Annotated in this window: 13 protein-coding genes; 4 read left to right on the plus strand and 9 right to left on the minus strand. The window is 47.3% G+C overall.

Annotation, left to right across the window (positions count from 1 at the left end; all coding sequences use genetic code 11):
• Positions 1-16 precede the first annotated feature (16 nt).
• Positions 17-1,438 carry an ATP-binding protein gene (locus tag TREAZ_RS02290; RefSeq protein WP_015710180.1) on the plus strand — a complete coding sequence of 474 codons (1,422 nt, stop codon included), beginning with the start codon at positions 17-19 and terminating at the stop codon, positions 1,436-1,438.
• Here the strand turns inward: TREAZ_RS02290 and TREAZ_RS02295 are convergent.
• Together TREAZ_RS02295 and TREAZ_RS02300 are read right to left on the minus strand one after the other, a co-directional pair.
• Positions 1,435-2,490 (minus strand): GGDEF domain-containing protein, encoded by a 1,056-nt coding sequence (locus TREAZ_RS02295; RefSeq protein ID WP_043922751.1) that lies wholly within the window; start codon positions 2,488-2,490, stop codon positions 1,435-1,437. The genes TREAZ_RS02290 and TREAZ_RS02295 overlap by 4 nt on opposite strands.
• Positions 2,471-4,195, minus strand: coding sequence for an ATP-binding protein (locus tag TREAZ_RS02300; protein WP_015710181.1), 1,725 nt, complete (start codon positions 4,193-4,195; stop codon positions 2,471-2,473). The genes TREAZ_RS02295 and TREAZ_RS02300 overlap by 20 nt, the downstream gene beginning before the upstream one ends.
• A 220-nt stretch (positions 4,196-4,415) precedes the next feature.
• Here TREAZ_RS02300 and TREAZ_RS02305 point away from each other — a divergent pair, with 220 nt between their 5' ends.
• Positions 4,416-5,318: a permease gene (locus TREAZ_RS02305; RefSeq protein WP_015710182.1), complete on the plus strand. Its 903-nt coding sequence runs from the start codon at positions 4,416-4,418 to the stop codon at positions 5,316-5,318.
• A 156-nt stretch (positions 5,319-5,474) separates the two neighbouring features.
• Here the strand turns inward: TREAZ_RS02305 and TREAZ_RS02310 are convergent, their stop codons facing one another.
• Entirely contained in the window at positions 5,475-6,614 is a 1,140-nt protein-coding gene (locus TREAZ_RS02310; RefSeq protein WP_015710184.1) for a sodium ion-translocating decarboxylase subunit beta, read from the minus strand.
• Positions 6,615-6,764: 150 nt separating this feature from the next.
• On the opposite strand from TREAZ_RS02310, the gene TREAZ_RS02315 reads away from it, so the two are divergent.
• Entirely contained in the window at positions 6,765-7,052 is a 288-nt protein-coding gene (locus TREAZ_RS02315; protein WP_043923230.1) for a putative quinol monooxygenase, read from the plus strand.
• Between the two features lie 68 nt (positions 7,053-7,120).
• Positions 7,121-7,927 carry an RNA methyltransferase gene (locus TREAZ_RS02320; RefSeq protein WP_015710187.1) on the plus strand — a complete coding sequence of 269 codons (807 nt, stop codon included), beginning with the start codon at positions 7,121-7,123 and terminating at the stop codon, positions 7,925-7,927.
• Between the two features lie 20 nt (positions 7,928-7,947).
• Here TREAZ_RS02320 and TREAZ_RS02325 read toward each other — a convergent pair whose 3' ends face one another.
• The 6 genes from TREAZ_RS02325 to TREAZ_RS02350 all read right to left on the minus strand — a co-directional run bounded on the left by TREAZ_RS02325 (position 7,948) and on the right by TREAZ_RS02350 (position 17,173).
• The gene (locus tag TREAZ_RS02325) at positions 7,948-8,466 is read right to left on the minus strand and encodes a DinB family protein (protein ID WP_015710188.1); all 519 of its coding nucleotides are present in this window, start codon (positions 8,464-8,466) and stop codon (positions 7,948-7,950) included.
• 80 nt (positions 8,467-8,546) lie between these two features.
• On the minus strand, positions 8,547-10,598 hold the full coding sequence (locus tag TREAZ_RS02330; protein WP_015710189.1) for a beta-galactosidase: 2,052 nt from the start codon (positions 10,596-10,598) through the stop codon (positions 8,547-8,549).
• 13 nt (positions 10,599-10,611) lie between these two features.
• The gene (locus TREAZ_RS02335) at positions 10,612-11,496 is read right to left on the minus strand and encodes a carbohydrate ABC transporter permease (protein WP_015710190.1); all 885 of its coding nucleotides are present in this window, start codon (positions 11,494-11,496) and stop codon (positions 10,612-10,614) included.
• Positions 11,493-12,314, minus strand: coding sequence for a carbohydrate ABC transporter permease (locus tag TREAZ_RS02340; RefSeq protein ID WP_201764780.1), 822 nt, complete (start codon positions 12,312-12,314; stop codon positions 11,493-11,495). Before TREAZ_RS02340 ends, TREAZ_RS02335 begins: the two co-directional genes overlap by 4 nt.
• A 187-nt stretch (positions 12,315-12,501) precedes the next feature.
• Positions 12,502-13,839 carry an ABC transporter substrate-binding protein gene (locus tag TREAZ_RS02345; protein ID WP_015710192.1) on the minus strand — a complete coding sequence of 446 codons (1,338 nt, stop codon included), beginning with the start codon at positions 13,837-13,839 and terminating at the stop codon, positions 12,502-12,504.
• A 58-nt stretch (positions 13,840-13,897) separates the two neighbouring features.
• A complete protein-coding gene (locus tag TREAZ_RS02350; RefSeq protein WP_015710193.1) occupies positions 13,898-17,173 on the minus strand; it encodes a glycoside hydrolase family 2 TIM barrel-domain containing protein in 3,276 nt (1,091 codons plus the stop codon).
• Positions 17,174-17,235 lie beyond the last annotated feature (62 nt).

Raw genomic sequence — 17,235 nt, forward strand, 5'->3', positions numbered from 1 at the left:
TACATTGGAGAGAAAAATGGAGAAAAAGAACAAAAAACAGTCCCCCAGGAACCTGGCCATTCTGGCAACCGTCCTCTGCTTCTGCGGCCTTTTGGCTGTGTCTTTTGCAAGCCATGACTACCAAAGCGGAAAGGGTTTAATCCTGTTGGCTTCCTTCTTTTTGTGCATCCCGGTTATCGGGATATATGCCATGACTTTGGGAAGCGGGAAAATTGTCCGCAGTATTTCTACTGATGATGTTACTGAGTTTTATGCCATGCAGCAGGAACTTATCAACGCCAAGGAGCAGGCGGAATATTATAACAAAGCAAAGAACGATTTTATCAGCCGTATAAGCCATGAGATGCGTACCCCGATGAACGGGATAATCGGTATGGCGGATCTTGCGAAAATTGCGGAGGATGATCAGCACCGTAACCATTGCCTTAATAAAATCGGTGAATCTGCCCAGGATCTGCTGAACATAATCAATAATATCCTCGATTGGATTAAATTCGAGCACGGTAACTTTTCACGGGCATTCCAGGAATGCAGCCTGCCTTCCATGCTCCAGTCCCTGGAAAAACTGATCCGGAGCCGCGCGGAAGAAAGAAAGCAGCATTTCACTATGAATGTCGCCGGGGATCTTCCCGATATTGTCCTTGCCGATGAGGCCGGCCTTAGGCAGGCCCTGATCAATATCCTGGGGAACGCGGTGAAGTTTACCACCGAAGGCGGCTTCATCGATTTCTCGGTCACCGCCGACAAAGGGGCGCTCCATTTTGAGATCCGGGATACAGGGATCGGTATTACCGATGAACTGATGGTACGGCTCTGGGACCCCTTTGAGCAGGGAAACAACGGGATAAACCGCATATATTACGGAGTCGGCCTGGGCCTGCCCATTGCCAAGGGCATCATTGAAAGCATGAATGGCAAAATCACGGTCGAATCCGAACCGGATAAGGGCTCGATCTTTACCTGTACCATCCCTCTGAGGATTCCGGAAACCCAAGGCAGCGATAAAGCAATTGAAGATCAGGCGCCTTTTGAAAACAAGCGCTTCCTCATTGTTGACGACGTGGAAGTGAACCGGGATATCCTTGGAGAAATGCTTGAAGAAACCGGGGCCATAATTGATAGCGCGGTGAACGGCCGCGACGCGGTGGAGAAATTCTGCGAGAAGAAAGGCGCCTATGATTTCCTGCTGATGGATCTCCACATGCCGGAAATGGACGGCTTTGAAGCGAGCCGCCGCATCCGCGCATCCGGCCTTCCCGGCGCAACCAGGGTACCCATCATTGCGGTAACCGCCGATATAGGCGGCGAGGTCATGGCCAAATGCACCGAGGCCGGCATAAATGACCATGTCGGGAAGCCCATAGACTTCATGCACCTAATCGGGATGATAAGCCGGTACCTGCAAAAACACAAAGCCAATATTTTGCGTTGTGCCTAATCCAGCATCGCCTCCCGCATCTGCCGCTTTCGGGTATACATGCTTCGGTCGGCGTCCAGGATCATGGCCTCCATGTCAGAGATGGCCAGGTTGTCTACCCGGTAACCACCGGCAAAGCTGATGCGTTCCAGTTTGCTTTCCTGGTTTTTATTGTACTCTTCTACAATTTTTTCCAACCGGAGAAGATGCTCCTCGGCCTCGTCGCCGCTGGTATCATCAAAGATCGCCAGGAATTCATCGCCGCCATAACGGCCTACAAAGCCAATCTCATCGGCCCAGTTGCGCAAGGCAGTGGCAAAGGCATGGATAAGCTTATCCCCTGCCTGGTGCCCCAATTTATCGTTCACAATTTTCAAATTGTTCATATCAAACATATATACTGTGAGGTTTTCTACAGGTTTTGCCCGGTCATGCTCCTGGCATACCCGTTCGCAGCGAGCTCTGTTGGGGAGGCCGGTAAGCACATCGATGTAAGCAAGCTTGCCCAGGGCTTCGGCCCTGCGTCCCACGGCTATCATGCGAATAACGTAAAAAACGCCCACACCCAGGATAGCAATAAACAACACAATGCAGCCCATCAGGATAGACCGCGATCGAACCACCTGACGCTCCGAGTAGCTTTCGGCATTGAACACTGCGGTATTTGCCAGGGTAAAATATTCCTGGCTCTGGTCATACAGTTCCTGATCATTCCCGCCGTTACGGACAATATTGATCTGTTCCTTTAGCAATGCCCACTTTTCACGGATTTCCGTCATGTTTTCCTGAAAGACATGGTCGGGCAGCTCAATCAGATTATTGATAGGCCCGCCAAAGCTTAATTCCTCCACAATGGTGTTCAGCGCATTGAGGGAAACATCGTCAGGCTGCCTGCGGAGCTCTTCCTTCACCAGCTTCTGGGTACGGCCCCGGACAATGCCGGCATAATTTACCACTCGCGCGTTGCCCCCCTGCTGCTGAATGGATCGCAGGGACAGAATGCTGACTGCCCCGAACATCAGGGCCGCAAAAATGATAAACAAAAATTCGAGTTTAATTCCTTTCTTTGGCATAGTCCTTTTCTCCTTTTACCAAAATATCATATAAAAGCTTGTTAACCTTTTCAAAATCTATTGGCTTTGAAACATGTCCGTTCATGCCGGCTGCCAGCGCCATATTTATATCCTCCTGATAGGCGTTCGCGGTCATGGCGATTATTGGCACTCCGGCGGCATCTTCCCTATCCATGCCGCGTATAGCCTGGGCTGCCTCGTATCCATCCATAACCGGCATTTGAACATCCATAAAGATCAAATCGAAAAAATGCTGGGGGGATGCGCCGAATTTTTCTACCGCGTCCTGCCCATTCTCCGCCTGAATTATATCTACCCGGGAATCGGATAATATTTCGGTGATAATCAAGCGGTTCACTTCGATATCTTCTACCAGAAGTATGCGCTTCCCTGCCAGATCCAGATTGATCGCTTCTTCTTCGGCGATCCCGATTTCAGCTTCAGCCCCAGCCCGGCGCAGGGTCAGATCAAAGCGGAAAGTAGTCCCTTCATTGAACTTGCTTTCCACCGTAATGTCGCTGCCCATGAGCTTTATCAGGTTCCGGCTTATGGCAAGACCAAGGCCGGTGCCGCCGAAACGGCCGGCGATGGTGCTGTCTGCCTGTTCAAAGGCATTGAAGAGATGCTTCATCTGATCTTCCGTCATCCCAATGCCATCATCGGCGACTGCAAACTCCAGGGACACCGAATCGGCAGTTTCCCCTTTCTTATCGACATACAGGACGATCCGCCCTTCCTGTCCGGTAAACTTGACCGCATTGCCCAAAAGATTGATAAGCACCTGCTTGAGCCGCAGCTTGTCGCCCACGAGCTGAAGCCGCTCCCCGTCCAGCCTGTCCTGATTGATCCTGAAATGGATGATCTTTTCCCGGCAGCGCTGATTGATAATGCTGGAAACTTCTCCCAGGATATCCTGCAAATCGAAAGGTTCGTCGGCTATTTCAAATTTCCCGCTCTCGATCTTTGACATATCCAGCACATCATTCAGGAGTTCCAGGAGATGGTCCGACGCCAGCATCACCTGGTCGATGGATTTAGCCGCCTTTTCCGGATTGCCCAGGGAATCCCGGGTGATGCGGGTCATACCGATGATGGCGTTCAGAGGTGTCCGGATTTCGTGGCTCATATGCGAAAGGAAGTTGCCCTTTGCCTGGGAAGCTTCCAGGGCTACCGCCTCGGCCTCCCTGCGCTTGGTAATGTCCCGGGCTATGCACAATACCGATTTGACTTCCCTGTACTTGTCCAAAAGCGGAATCTTGATGACCTCAAAGAACCGTGTCTCACCCAGAAAAGGAGAAAAAATCGGCTCCTCTACAGTTATGGTTACCTTGCCATTAATTACCTGAAGATCGCTTTTATGGTACAGCTCGGCATCCTTGGGGCTCGGCCTGCTTAGTTCACTGATTGTCTTGCCCACAACCTCGTCATGGGAAAGGTTAAAATACAATTCAAAACTCTTGTTGACCTGGATATAATGGTTGGTGAGATCCTTGGTAAAAATCAGATCCGGTATGCTGGAAAAAACCGCCGCATAGGTGGCGCTCTGCTGTTCCAGGTTTTTCAGGCGCTCTTTATACAGGGCTTCAATGTTTTCCCTCCGTTGATCGTCCTGGCGATTCAGCTGTTCATTTTTTCGCAGCCGCATAAAAATCACGGCAAGGAGGAAGAGGAGTACTATACAAATGATACCAAGAATGATTGTCAAAATTCTCTCTTTTATTATTATATATGCATGCCGTTGCCCCGTCAATTCAATATTGAGTCAGGCCGCTTGTCATTGGTATGATTATGTATGGATTCCTTGTTTGATTTAGCGGTTTATACTAATATAGGCAAAGAAAGGGGCAATCGATGAAAGAACCCGTTGCTATGACTTTTTTACCCGCCATCATGATGAACCAGCCCTCGGCGGATTGCGATTATTGATGGCCGAAGCATTAAATCGCGAGTTTGTCTATCTCTGGTATTATTTCAGTATCCAGTTAGAGCAGATAGCCGGATACTATGTCCTGGGCATAGTATTGGGGTCCGCAATATCAGTCTTCGGGAAAGAAAAGATCCACGCCCTTTTCACCGCCCTGGGCAAAAAAAAGCTTGGCATATTCGGGGTAGTTCCTGCAAGCCTCATCGGCATTGCTTCGCCTCTTTGTATGTACGGAACTATCCCCATAGCCGCCTCATTTTCAGAGAAGGGAATGAGGGATGACTGGCTCGCATCATTTATAATGTGTTCAATACTGCTGAATCCACAGCTCATCATTTACAGTATCGCACTTGGAAAAACCGCAGTAATAGTGCGTTTTGTTTCCTGCTTTTTGTGCGGCATCGCAGCAGGAGTACTCATTCGTATTTTGCATAAAGATAAGGGGTTTTTTGATTTTTCGGGGTTCACGGAAACTGCAAGCCGCGACACCGACCCAAATCCCCTGCTGCGGTTTTTAAAAAACATTTTGCGGAATATCAAGGCAACCGGCCTCTATTTCCTTATCGGTATAGCCCTCTCGGCCGTGTTCCAGCGTTATGTGCCGCCAGACGGCTTTGCGGCCCTTTTCGGAAGCAAGCGGGGCTTCGGCGTCCTTATGGCGGCAACAATAGGCGTCCCCCTCTATGCCTGCGGCGGCGGAACTATCCCCCTCCTCATGCAGTGGCTGGATTCCGGCATGACCATGGGCGCTGCCTCTGCATTCATGATAACAGGCCCTGCCACTAAAATTACCAATTTAGGGGCAGTCAAAATCGTTTTAGGCATGAAACGGTTTATCATCTATATTTTATTCTCTATTGTTTTTGCATATCTTACGGGAATTGTAATCGACTTAATTATTTAATGTCGAATCCTTTTTCTTTGGGGTGCATATTTTTGCGACTATCATAATTACAATTGCCAAAGCGCCGCAGACCAAAAAAAGCCCCAGCATCCCCTTCCACATAATTTCCAATGAGGCGTAAAAATTGTTTATTGTACCGGCAGGCATAATTGACTCCTATATAAACTTTGTTATCAAGCTGAGGACAAGGCCGCTTGCTATGACAGAGGCAATCTGCCCTGACACATTCGCGCTTACGGCGTGCATAAGAAAAATATTCTGGGGGTCTTCCTTAAGGGCCATTTTTTGAATAACCCGGGCCGACATGGGGAAGGCGGATATGCCGGCAGCTCCAATCATGGGGTTAACCTTTTTCTTTAAAAAGATATTGATGAATTTCGCAAAAAACACGCCTCCGATAGTATCAAAAATAAAGGCGAATAAACCTATGGCCATGATTTTTATGGTATCCACAGTGATAAACCCATCGGCCTGCATGGTAAAGGCTATGGTGATGCCCAGCAGCAGGGTTATGATATTTGTAAGCTCTTTTTGCGCAGTGTCGGAAAGGGATTTTAACACGCCGCATTCACGGACGAGGTTGCCGAACATGAGAAAGCCGATAAGGGCGGCAGCGGCAGGCGCAATAAAGCCGACAATTACGGTCGTCAGAATGGGGAACACGATCTTTAGGAGCTTTGGCGCCTCGGATGAAGCAATAGGCTCCATCCTGATGAGGCGCTCTTTTTTGGTGGTGACCAGCCTGATGGCGAAGGGCTGAATGATGGGCACCAGGGCCATGTAGGAATAGGCGGTGACCGCTATTGCCCCAAGGTAGTTCGACCTGAGAACCTGGGAAACCAGAATGGTGGTGGGGCCGTCGGCCGCCCCGATTATGCCGATGGATGCCGCATCCTTCATATCGAAGCCAAGCAAAGTTGCCAGGGCAATCGACGCGAAAATACCAAAATGGGCGCCTGCGCCGAACAGGAAGTAGACAGGCTTCGTTAACAGGGGCGAAAAATCTATCATCGCCCCAATGCCAACAAAGAGGAGAAGGGGCATGGCCTCGGACGCATGAATGCCCGTATTAAAAAGCCATTCTATGACCCCTGAGGTTTCCCCTATGCCCGGCATAATCTGGTTTACCACGCCGCTCAGGGGCAAGTTGACCAAAATCGCGCCAAAACCCATGGGCAAGAGCAGGGCAGGCTCGTATTCCTTCTTTATCGCAAGGTAAATAAGGACAATCCCGACCGCGTACATGACGATATTTTTCCATGAGACAGCGTCAAAATTATTAAACAAAAAATCCATGTCTCTATTATAAACGATATGCTGACAATTACCAATAGTTAATTTTGGTGTATGATTTTTCATACAATGAAACCTTGTTCCTGCCTCCTGTATCTTTTCAGTATGCTTATCAGGTATAATACGGCAATAACGCTTATAAGGAAGGATTACATGGTTAAAGTCATCGCAACGAATTATCTCAACCCCGACAAGGCAAAGGATGCCGAACCTATTTTCAGGGAACTCATTGCCGCAACCCGCAAGGAAAAAGGCTGCATCGAATACCGTCTTTTTAAGAAGAACGGCGAACCCGGGGTCTATGTCTTTATCGAAGAATGGGAGAGCCAGCCCATCCTGGACAAGCACATGGCTTCTGAACATTTTACCCGACTTATCCCTCAGATTGATAAATTCAAGATCAAGGATATGGGCGTGCAGATTCTCGAAGAATTCAAATAAGCCCATTAAAATTCAGAGGAGCTTGTGCCCCTGCTGCGGGTTTCCATACCTTACCCTGAATATTGGCAATGAATAGAATCAGCATCAATACCGAAAACGATGAATACCAGATCATCGAGTCCCTCAAACTTAACCGGGCAAAGCGTGCCAAGGCCCATGAGGTTTTTATTGAAGGGATTGAATCCATTAAGCAGGCAATAAAAGCAAATCGTGAAATAACCCGCATTATCACCGCCCGGAATGCCGCTCTCTCTGACTGGGCCAAAGATGTCATTGCGGCGCAGGAAAAGGCGCGAAACATCGAAATGCCCGAAAACCTGTACCAGAAACTCTGCGACCGCCAGGAAGCTTCGGAAATGCTGGTTACCGCGAAAATCAAGCTGCTGAAATTAAATGAATTGCTACTGCCCGATAAACCTTTCATACTCCTCTTTGATCGCCCCGGCGATACAGGCAATTTAGGTTCTGTTATACGTTCGGCAAATGCCTTTAATGTAGATGCCCTTTTTGTTTTAGGGCATGCCGCTGATGTCTACGATCCCAAGACCATCAGGGCGAGCCTGGGTAGCGTGTTTCACACCAAGATTATCCTGGTCGAATCTTTTGCCGAGCTTGAGGCATTTATCCAAAATGAAAAGATCCGTTGCGGGATTAAAATTTATGGCACTGATACTAAAGGCGATATGCCGCTGACGGAAGAACGCTTGCAGCGTCCGGTCATAGTAGCCTTGGGGAATGAAGCCAAGGGAATCAGCGTTGCATTAAAAAACATCTGCGATGGAATAATGGGCATACCCATTACAGGCGAGGTGAATTCCCTGAACGTCGCTTCTGCGGCCAGCATCTTTATGTGGGAAGTGTATAAGAATTCCTGACAGGCAGCTTCTTCCGCTTTTTACATTACCTGGCCTATGCCGTTAAAATCGTTTTCATGGCCAAGTATTTCCAGGTACACCGAGATCATGCCCCGGTGATGGGTGTCATGGTTCAGGAAATGAAGGAGAAGGCCGCTAAAATTCCGCTCATAGGCTGTCCCGCTGGAATCAGTATATTTGAGGTTTGCAGACAAGTCGGTCTCGCTCGTTTCGTCTATAAAGGCTACAATTTTTTCGTCCAGCTCGGGCCGCTTGGCTAGATATTCATTTATATCCTCAAAAAGGGTTTCTTTAAACGAATAAGGATCGCGGCTGAAGATGGGCGCCCCCAGGGCAGAGAAACTTCGAAGTTTTGAAAAGCGCTTAAGCCAATTGAAATCGCAGATATAGAGATGGGAACAGAGCCCCCGGACAGACTCAAAGTACCCGCCGAGGTTCTTTCCCCATTCATCGGCATTAAGGGTTTTAATGATATTATCCATGGCTTTGTTTGCTGCCTTGTTGTATTTTGCCAGAAGGGTAAACGTGTCTTTTTGCATGAACAACTCCTTTAATATAAAAATAACGATATCACGTAATATAGCAAGAGTAAAGCTGTCATGGAAACATTGCAGAATCTCTACTTTATCTCATAAACAGCTGTTCCATAAGCCGCAAGTTCCACAGTACCGGAAACCTTTGTGCCTGAATACATATCCTGCATCTCCTTTTTCAAGGTTATCTGTGCAGGCTTCCTGGTATAATTAAGCACAAAAAGATACTGTTTGCTGCTTGAAGCACGACAGGCAATTTCACAGCTTTCCGGGGCATCAATTAGTCCGCCATAGGGATTGGCTATTTTCAGCTTGGAAAGAAATATCTTCGCCGCCCCCTGGTTAAAGGCGCCGCCAAAATAAAAGACCCTGCCCTTGCCGTATTCATTGTATATGAGCCCTCCCTTGCCGGCGAAATATGCATTCTTGAATGTGCCAAGAATTTTTGCCTGCTCAAGCGGTTCAGCAATATCGTTGAATACAGAGGCTTCAATTTCTGTGCCTTCCCAGTCAACAGTGACTTTGCCATCATCAGGAGAAACAAAGCCGTAATCAACAATATCAGCCCCCGATATTTTTTGCAGCAAACCCGGAAGCTTGTGCATGGGGCATTTACCTGTAATGTCTTTGTAACCCGTTCTGCAGCCAAGAATGAGAGTGCCGCCGGATTCCACATAGTTTTCAATCAGTTTGGCACGTTTTTCTGTCATTATTACCGCATGGGGATAAAAGAGCACCGGATAGGGCGACAGTATTTCTGCGGAAGAATCGTCGTTTATATACACGTAATCAAAGGGGGTATGGGTCAATTGGGCTGCCTGGAAGATACCCGCTTCGCTTTCTTTGTCCACCCGCCAGTGCCACTTGTCCAGTTTGGCGTCCCATGCATTGTCGTAATCTTTTAATATGCCAAAGGCCGCCTGGTATTTGCTCCCCGCAATGGCCGAAATTTTCTGTGTCTTCTTCCAAATATCATTGACTTCGGCAAGGCGCCTGTTGTCACGGTTGGAATAATCGAGAATACCGTGCCAGTAGATTTCAGTTCCCATCGTGCAGGTACGCCAGCGGAAATAACCGACATAATCCGCTCCATGGGCAATGCTCTGCATTGTCCAGAGCGTCATCTGGCCTGGCCGGGGGGAGGGAGCTTCCATCCTTGTATTCCAGCCGTTGGGCCCTGACTGCTGTTCCATGATGCCGAATTTGTCCGGCGAAATTGAACGGACTTCAGTAAGGTTCCTGCTCCATTTGCGATCGTTCAAATCGGCAGAATGTTCAGGATCTGTTCCAAGGCAATAGGCAAAATTCGGATAGGAGTCGTAAGTGTAGAAATCCAAACTCTCCTTGTTCATTGCGTGATTATCGAGGCTGCTGAACATACCATTTGTGGTAATAAAATCGCCCGGTTTTATATATTTGCGGATTATATCGCTCTGCAGCTTTATATAACCCCGTGCGCTCTGCGAAACAAAACGTATGTAATCAAGTACCTCGTGAGGGTTAACGGAATCGCTGATTGTCGGCCTGGGGACATACACCTCGGCCCAAGCGGTATAGGTCTGGTTCCAGAAGACTGTTCCCCATGCGGAATTGAGGGCGTCGAGGGTTGTATATTTCGTTTTGAGGAATTCCCGGAAGGCAATAGTATCGCTGTCCGAGTAGAATTCGTCGGTTTCGCAATTAATCTCATTGTCTATCTGCCAGCCAATGATTGCCGGATGTTTGCCATAATGTTCGGCTATTTTTTCCACAAGCCGTTCTGTAAAGCGGCGGTACACAGGTGAATTGTAATTATAGTGCCTGCGGGCGCCATGCCTTAAAAGCGTGCCGTCTATCCGGCTGTTGAGTACTTCCGGATATTCATTGGTAAGCCAGGCAGGGGGCGTTGCTGTGGGTGTGCAGAAAATTACCGATATGTCAGCAGATTTAGCGGTTTCAAGAAAGCGGTCAAAGAAACCAAAATTAAAGTTCCCCTCGGCACTCTCAAATTTGTTCCATGCAAATTCCGCAATCCTGATTGCGTTGATACCGTTTTCTTTCATGCGCCTGAGATCATCCTTCCAGAGGCTCTCGTCCCAGTGTTCAGGATAGTAACAAGTGCCGAGGGTTATTTTATTTCCTTGCAGTATTTTTTCCATGATATATATTCCTTTATTCCTTGATTGCACCGGCAGTTAATCCGGACATGAAGTATTTTGACGCTAGTAAGAATACAATTAGAAGCGGCAAAACCGCACAAGTACTTGCCAGCATCAGGGCACCGTAATCGGTACCGCGATCGCCAATCATTGTACGCAGCATGACAGGCAGCGTCAAAAGTGCCTTACGGCGTAAAATCAGCATTGGAGCGACAAAGTCATTCCAAACATTGACAAATTGCATGATCCCGAGGGAAGCATAGGCCGGAAGAATTACCGGACTTACTACACGGAAAAATATTGTCCATTCACTGCATCCATCTATGCGAGCGGCATCAAGAACTGATTCCGGCACATTCTTCAAACAGTACTGCCGCATCCAAAAAATGCCGAATGCGTTGGCGGCGCTTGGAATAATTAATGCTTTAAAATCATTGAGCCAGCCGAACTTTGACATGAGCCAGAACCACGGTATAATGCCTGCTGTCCAGGGTATCATCATTGTTAAAAGAAGGATGCCGAAAAGCTGTTTTTTGAATTTAAAATTGTATATGGCAAAGGCATAGCCTCCCATGGAACAGAATAGCAGTACGAGGACGGTATTACTCGCCGTAACAATAACACTGTTACCCAACGATTGCAAAAAATTAACAATTTTACTCATAGATTGAAAATTTTTCGCAATATTACTGCCGAACCAGATAACCGGCGGATATGAATAGATCTTATTCGTCGGCAGTGTTGCATAGATGAACATCATATAGAAGGGGATGATCATCGAAAGTGCAAGCAAAACCAATATAAAGTAAAGGGTTATTTTCCTGCCAATATTGGAAGTCCGGCTTAAAATGATAAGAAGTACTATAATTAAAGCTAATCCGGGTAATAATTTTGTCATATTGCGTGCCTCGCTTTACTTTCACGCTCTTCCATAAGACGGGTTATCACAATAGAAAAGATGATAATCATGACAGTAATTACATATGCGCAGGCGGAAGCGTATCCGTACAGTGTCCCTCCCTGCGGAGCTTTGTTCAAAAGGTACATCATCAATGTAAGGCCGCCGTTATTCTGCCCTCCGGTCCAGCTTGAATTAGTCAGGATAAAGGGTTCGGTAAAAAGGTTGAACATACCAATACTTGATTGTATCAGCGTAAAAAGGATAATAGGTTTTAAAAGGGGAATTGTTATCCTCGCAAAAATTTTGGCATGTCCTGCGCCGTCAATGGTAGCCGCTTCATAAATATCAGTATTGATTCCCTGCATACCCGCAAGATAGATAACCATGTTCCATCCTATCCATTTCCACGAGAACATCACAATTACTGCAACTTTGATTAATGAACCGTTGCCTCCCAGCCAGTTAAGTGGTGCAATGCCAAAAAACCTGGTAAAAAAATTAAAAAGACCGAAGTTAAAGCCGAAAAGGCTTTGAAAGATAATGCTTACTGCAACAGAACTTGTTACCATGGGCATAAAATATATTGTTTTAAAAACATTTTTCCATTGAACCAGTTTTGAATTCATTATGTAGGCCAGAACAAGGCCGCCGCCTAAAATCGGAATATGGGAAATAATACCGATAAGCAGCGTATTACCCAGGGCCTTGCGAAAAAGCGGATCGTTAACGAGGTTGATGTAATTATCTATCCCTAAAAAATGCATCGGAGAAAGGCCGTCCCAACGGAAAAAGCTGATGAAAAGTCCCGAAATCATTGGGAAAAGGCCAAAAATTAAAAAAAGTAAATAAAAAGGAGCAATATATACATACGCGACAAGACTTTTCTTTTTTTCTGTAGTCCAGTAATTTCTTTTAATTATACCGGTATTACTTACAGCCATTTTAAACCTCTCAAAAAATTGGAGCCTCCGAAATTAATCCCGAAGGCTCCGCTAAAAAAGCTTAGTCCTTCCAGACGCCTGCGTCGCGCAAAGTTTGAATCTGCTGCCGCTTCAATTCTGCGGTTGCAGTTTCTATTTCCTGCTTGATAAAGGTCTTTAATGCCTGGGCACCCAAGTTCCGTTCAATACCGGTGTTTATTGCTGAACCGATCGCAGCTTCAACTGTCACATCCATAATCGTGGCATAGACCGGCCGGTCAAGGTTTTCAGAAAGTTGTTTGTAAAGAGCCCGTGTTTTTTGTCCGCCGAAATACGGATCCGGTTCCTGATAAATGGGATCATCCCATGCGGGTTCAAAAGCAGGGAAGTAATCGACCGCAGCGAACATATCGTTCTGTCCTTTTTTGGTCGCAAGCATGTATTCAAGGAATTTCCATGCAGCGTCTTTCTGTTTGCTCTGCTCAGGAATTGCACAGAATGAACCGCCGAGGTTCATGTCTTTAATGTTACCAGGGAGTACAGTAGCACGCCAATTCCCAATGCCATCAGGATCAAAGTCGTCTTTGAGGAAGCCTCCGAACCAGGCGCCGGAAATAATACCAACAACAGCACCGTTATCAATTGCTGCGACACCTTCCGAACTCCACATATTGGCGTTCATGTCGAGGCCGCCTTTACGCATAGCAATTACCGCATTGAGACAATCAAGATCGCCGGGGCGGTCGAGCTGAAGTTCAAGTTTTTCATTATAAAAATCGCGGTTATTGAAATATTCCATATACATTGCCTGCGCTTCATTGAGGAGCCAGCGCTGGCCGGGAATATTTACTTTCTTTGCAAGGTCAAGCATCCCGCTCCAGGTGCTCGTCAGTTTTGCTACATCCTCAGGTTCAGTGGGAAGGCCGAGCTCTTTTAAAATATCCTGGCGGTAGTAGAAGGTAGAAGGGCCAAGATCCCATGCAAAGGCAACCAGCCGTTTACCATCAGAAGAATAAGCCTGATTCCATTTAAGAGCGACAAAATTAGACTTGTAGCGTTCCGCATTGTACGGCGCGTCAAGCAAATTAATAAGAGCTGTTGAATCACGGTACTGGGCAATGTAAGCACCTTCGATCATCGCAACATCCGGCGCGCCCTGTCCTGCCGCAAGAGAAGTCTGTAACGCTTGATGATAAGCCTCGGTTTGAGCCATCTGTACTTCAACTTCGATGTCGGGGTACTGTGCATAAAAACCCGGTAGGGCTGCATCAAAGCCGACGTCAGCCGAAGGCCATCCGCCTACAACAATGTGCACCTTCTGTCCGCCACCGCTTGATGAAGCGGCATTGGAACTTTCTTTTTTGGAACAGCCAAGGGCCAGGACCAAAACAGCCGTCAAAAGGAGTAATACCTTTTTCATAAAATCCTCCTGCAATATATAACCAGCTCAAGCCGGTTTGATGCCAAATAATCGAGCCCTAACCAAGGGCAATGCTAAAACCAAGCCGATAAGAACCGCCGCCGACCATATGAGCCCTGGGCATTACCGTACTCCATGCCATTTCCGAACCGATAGGGCCGTGGGCCGCGTCGATGTGCACAAAAGTTTCCTTCCGCCTGACGATTTCACGATCGTGGGCCGCAGCAATGTAGTCGTCTGCGGTACTATGGTGAGCGTCAAAATGGAAAGGTGTTTCCGCAGAAATGACAATGCTCTGTTTTTCCCCATTGGTAAAAGTAAGGCGGCGGCAGCCTTCATGGCCTCCGTTTTCAGCAGGCGGTACAAAGGGGAAATGTTCTTTTGTGACAGTAGATTCATGCTCCGCCAATATCGCGGCAAGCATCCTGTCAGGGTAATTTTCCACCGGGCCGTATCCGTAGTAGCCAAGTTGTTCAAACCCTTCAGGCAGAATCACTTCAAGGCCTACACGGGGAACTGCAACAAGGCTCTTTTCAATATGAATTTGATAATCAATACTGATTTTGCCTGACCCCGAGAATATATAGGCGATACATCCATTGACCGGAACTGCATTTTTACCATTCATCACAAAATCAAATTCGAGGCGCACAGCGTCACCGCCGGTACCGGTAAAAGACCTGTACGAAGTGACAAAGCTTTCAAGGTTCCGTGTGCGCGCATATTCATCGTACCAGCCCCAACCCGGTTCGCAGTCAAGGCCGGTAAGGGGCCGCTTGAATGTGGGTTTAAAACCCGAACTGATATACAGCTTACCGGCCTTTTCAAGCGATTCAATAAGACCGCTTTTTTTGTTGACTATAGCGGTAATTGCGCCTTTATTCGCCGCAATTGCAACAGTGTAGGTATCAGGTTTTTCTGAAAGCACCGGTTTTACTGCAGCATTTTTTTTAATTTCTTTTCTTGTTTCAACCGGAATCTTTTCAAGAATGAACTGGTATGCGCCGGCCTCCCAGCCCTTTGGCGCATAAAAGGAATCTTTTTTACTTCTAAGCGAAAAAGTAACAGAGTATTCTACACCGGGCTTTTTCTGCACGGGCAGGCCGAAGATAAAAAATCCCTCGCCCCCCTGGGACAATGGTGGAAGCTTTACTGGTTTTTCAGCAACAATAAGCCCATCGGCCCTGATTACGGCAGTACATTCAAGGGCCTCGGCCTTTTCATCCCCCGAAAGAGCTGTAAGCCGTTTAACAGTATATGTATCAGCTGAGGCTGCATTTGTCCCCGGCCCGTTCGGATTGAGGGGATAGTATTTATTTGGCCTTTCAATACGAATGGGGCAATAGGCCTGTTTTAATTCGTATGCAACAGGCTTCCAGGTTAAATCGGGCAGTACAATGCCGTTATTGGTCATAAAAGGCGGGCAGACCTTTTCGACAAATTCTTCACCAAAGTCTCCGCCATAGGCAAAAAATTCCTTGCCCTCTTTTGTTTTACCTGTAAGGCATTTATCCTGCCAATCCCAGACATAGCCTCCCTGAAACCGGGGGAATTCCGAAGTAAGCCAAACAAAGTTATCAAGGCCGCCGCCGGAATTGGAAATCTGGTATAAATATTCTACAAGGATGATGGGGCGGGTATCTTTTGGATCCGCAATCATGCGCAGTATATGTTCAACCGGCGCATACATATTACCGCGGATATCGGAAATATTTTTTTCAGGAGTTCCGGCCTCATACTGGCAAAGACGGGTCTTGTCATATTCTTTTACAAAACCGTACATTGCCGCGTGATTTGCCCCGGTTCCGCTTTCGTTGCCCAGGGACCATGAATAAATGGAAACGTGGTTTTTGTAATTGAGTACCATACGTACTGCACGTTCAAGATAATTTACCGCAAAGGCCGGATCGTGGCTTAATGCGCCCATTACTCCGTGAGTTTCAAGATCCGTCTCACAGATCAAAAGAATGCCAAGCTCATCGCAGAGATCGTACCAGTCGGGGCTGTCAGGATAATGGCAGGTACGTACCGAATTGATGTTCATCCTTTTCATCTGGCGTATTTCTTCACGCATATGTTCAACAGGAACTGCCCGCCCGAATTTCCAGGCGTGTTCATGCCGGTTGACTCCCTGCACAATAAGCCTCACTCCGTTGAAGTAGAGCACGCCGTCACGAATCTCAAGAACCTTAAAACCAATGCGGGCGCTTTCATGATCAACAGCTTTTCCGTCAGGCCCAATCAGCGTAATTACCGCAGTATACAATTTGGGGGAAGCAGGCGACCACTGCTGAATATTTTTCAGCCTGAGACTCACACGGGCGCTGTTGGCCGAAGGGAGCATATCGGTACGGTATTGCGCCGTGGACGCTACGGCGCCTTCTCCTTCGGCAATTTTTTTGACACCCTCATAGAGGCTCACTTTTACCGTTGAAGATGCAAAATCCGGTGCCCGTGAAACGATGACATCTGCACTGAAAACCGCCTCCCCCGCAGAAGGAATCGGTTCAGGCTGCGGAAAACCCGGACCCGGATGGGCTTGCAGAATCGCGGGATGTATTTCGGGCAAGCCGGGCGCCAAAGCAGGAATCGCGGTTATTTTAAAATCCGCAATATGCAGGGTGGGTTTTGAAATAAGGTACACATTGCGGAATATCCCCGAAAGATACCAGTAATCCTGATCCTCAAGATAGGTACTGTCGGCAAAGCGGATTACCTCAAGGGCCAAAAGATTGTTTCCCTTGGCAAGGTAGGGGGTAACATTAAATTCTGATGGAAGCTTGCTGTCCTGGGAATAACCTACGGGTTTTCCGTTGATCCATAAATAGTAAACAGTCTCCACACCCTCAAAATAGATATAGGTCTCACGGTTTGCAAAGTAGTCAGGCAGCTTAAAGTTAAAACGGTAACATCCCGTTGGGTTATCTTCGGGAACAAAGGGCGGATTGGGAACGCGCAATGCGTTTGTTCCCGCCCTGGCTGTCAATGCGTATTTTTCATTTTTTTCCAAATCCCAGGGGTATACAAAGTTTGAGTAGAGGGGCTTGCCAAAACCCTGAAGCTCCCAGTTTCCCGGAACATTAATCTTTTTAAAATCCTTTGCGTTATAGTCAGGCTTAAAGAAATCGTCAACCGCATCAGGTTTCGGGTAAAGTTTAAACTCGTAAACCCCCGCGAGATTCTTCGTGTATTTGGAAGAACCGTGTTTTGCCGCTGCAGCCTGTTCTTCACTTTCATACGCGCCCCAGCGGGTATGGGCGGCCTCCCGGTTTATGGAAGTAACGTCAAAGTTTTCCCAATCAGGCTTTGTATGGAAAACGTTCAAATTAGTCATTTTTCCCCTCACCTGTGTATATTTGCGTGTACGTACACAGTCCTGATTATAATATATCCGAA

Source organism: Leadbettera azotonutricia ZAS-9, assembly GCF_000214355.1.
GTDB lineage: Bacteria > Spirochaetota > Spirochaetia > Treponematales > Breznakiellaceae > Leadbettera > Leadbettera azotonutricia.

Excerpts from the sequence above, each read along its gene's own strand:
- TREAZ_RS02340 (WP_201764780.1), bottom strand. The coding sequence starts at position 12,314 with ATGATTTCGGGACTTTTCATCAGCTTTTTCCGTTGGGACGGCCTTTCT.
- TREAZ_RS02345 (WP_015710192.1), bottom strand. The coding sequence starts at position 13,839 with ATGAAAAAGGTATTACTCCTTTTGACGGCTGTTTTGGTCCTGGCCCTT.
- TREAZ_RS02330 (WP_015710189.1), bottom strand. The coding sequence starts at position 10,598 with ATGGAAAAAATACTGCAAGGAAATAAAATAACCCTCGGCACTTGTTAC.
- TREAZ_RS02305 (WP_015710182.1), top strand. The coding sequence starts at position 4,416 with ATGGCCGAAGCATTAAATCGCGAGTTTGTCTATCTCTGGTATTATTTC.
- TREAZ_RS02315 (WP_043923230.1), top strand. The coding sequence starts at position 6,765 with ATGGTTAAAGTCATCGCAACGAATTATCTCAACCCCGACAAGGCAAAG.
- TREAZ_RS02310 (WP_015710184.1), bottom strand. The coding sequence starts at position 6,614 with ATGGATTTTTTGTTTAATAATTTTGACGCTGTCTCATGGAAAAATATC.
- TREAZ_RS02320 (WP_015710187.1), top strand. The coding sequence starts at position 7,121 with ATGAATAGAATCAGCATCAATACCGAAAACGATGAATACCAGATCATC.
- TREAZ_RS02335 (WP_015710190.1), bottom strand. The coding sequence starts at position 11,496 with ATGACAAAATTATTACCCGGATTAGCTTTAATTATAGTACTTCTTATC.
- TREAZ_RS02290 (WP_015710180.1), top strand. The coding sequence starts at position 17 with ATGGAGAAAAAGAACAAAAAACAGTCCCCCAGGAACCTGGCCATTCTG.
- TREAZ_RS02295 (WP_043922751.1), bottom strand. The coding sequence starts at position 2,490 with ATGCCAAAGAAAGGAATTAAACTCGAATTTTTGTTTATCATTTTTGCG.
- TREAZ_RS02350 (WP_015710193.1), bottom strand. The coding sequence starts at position 17,173 with ATGACTAATTTGAACGTTTTCCATACAAAGCCTGATTGGGAAAACTTT.
- TREAZ_RS02325 (WP_015710188.1), bottom strand. The coding sequence starts at position 8,466 with ATGCAAAAAGACACGTTTACCCTTCTGGCAAAATACAACAAGGCAGCA.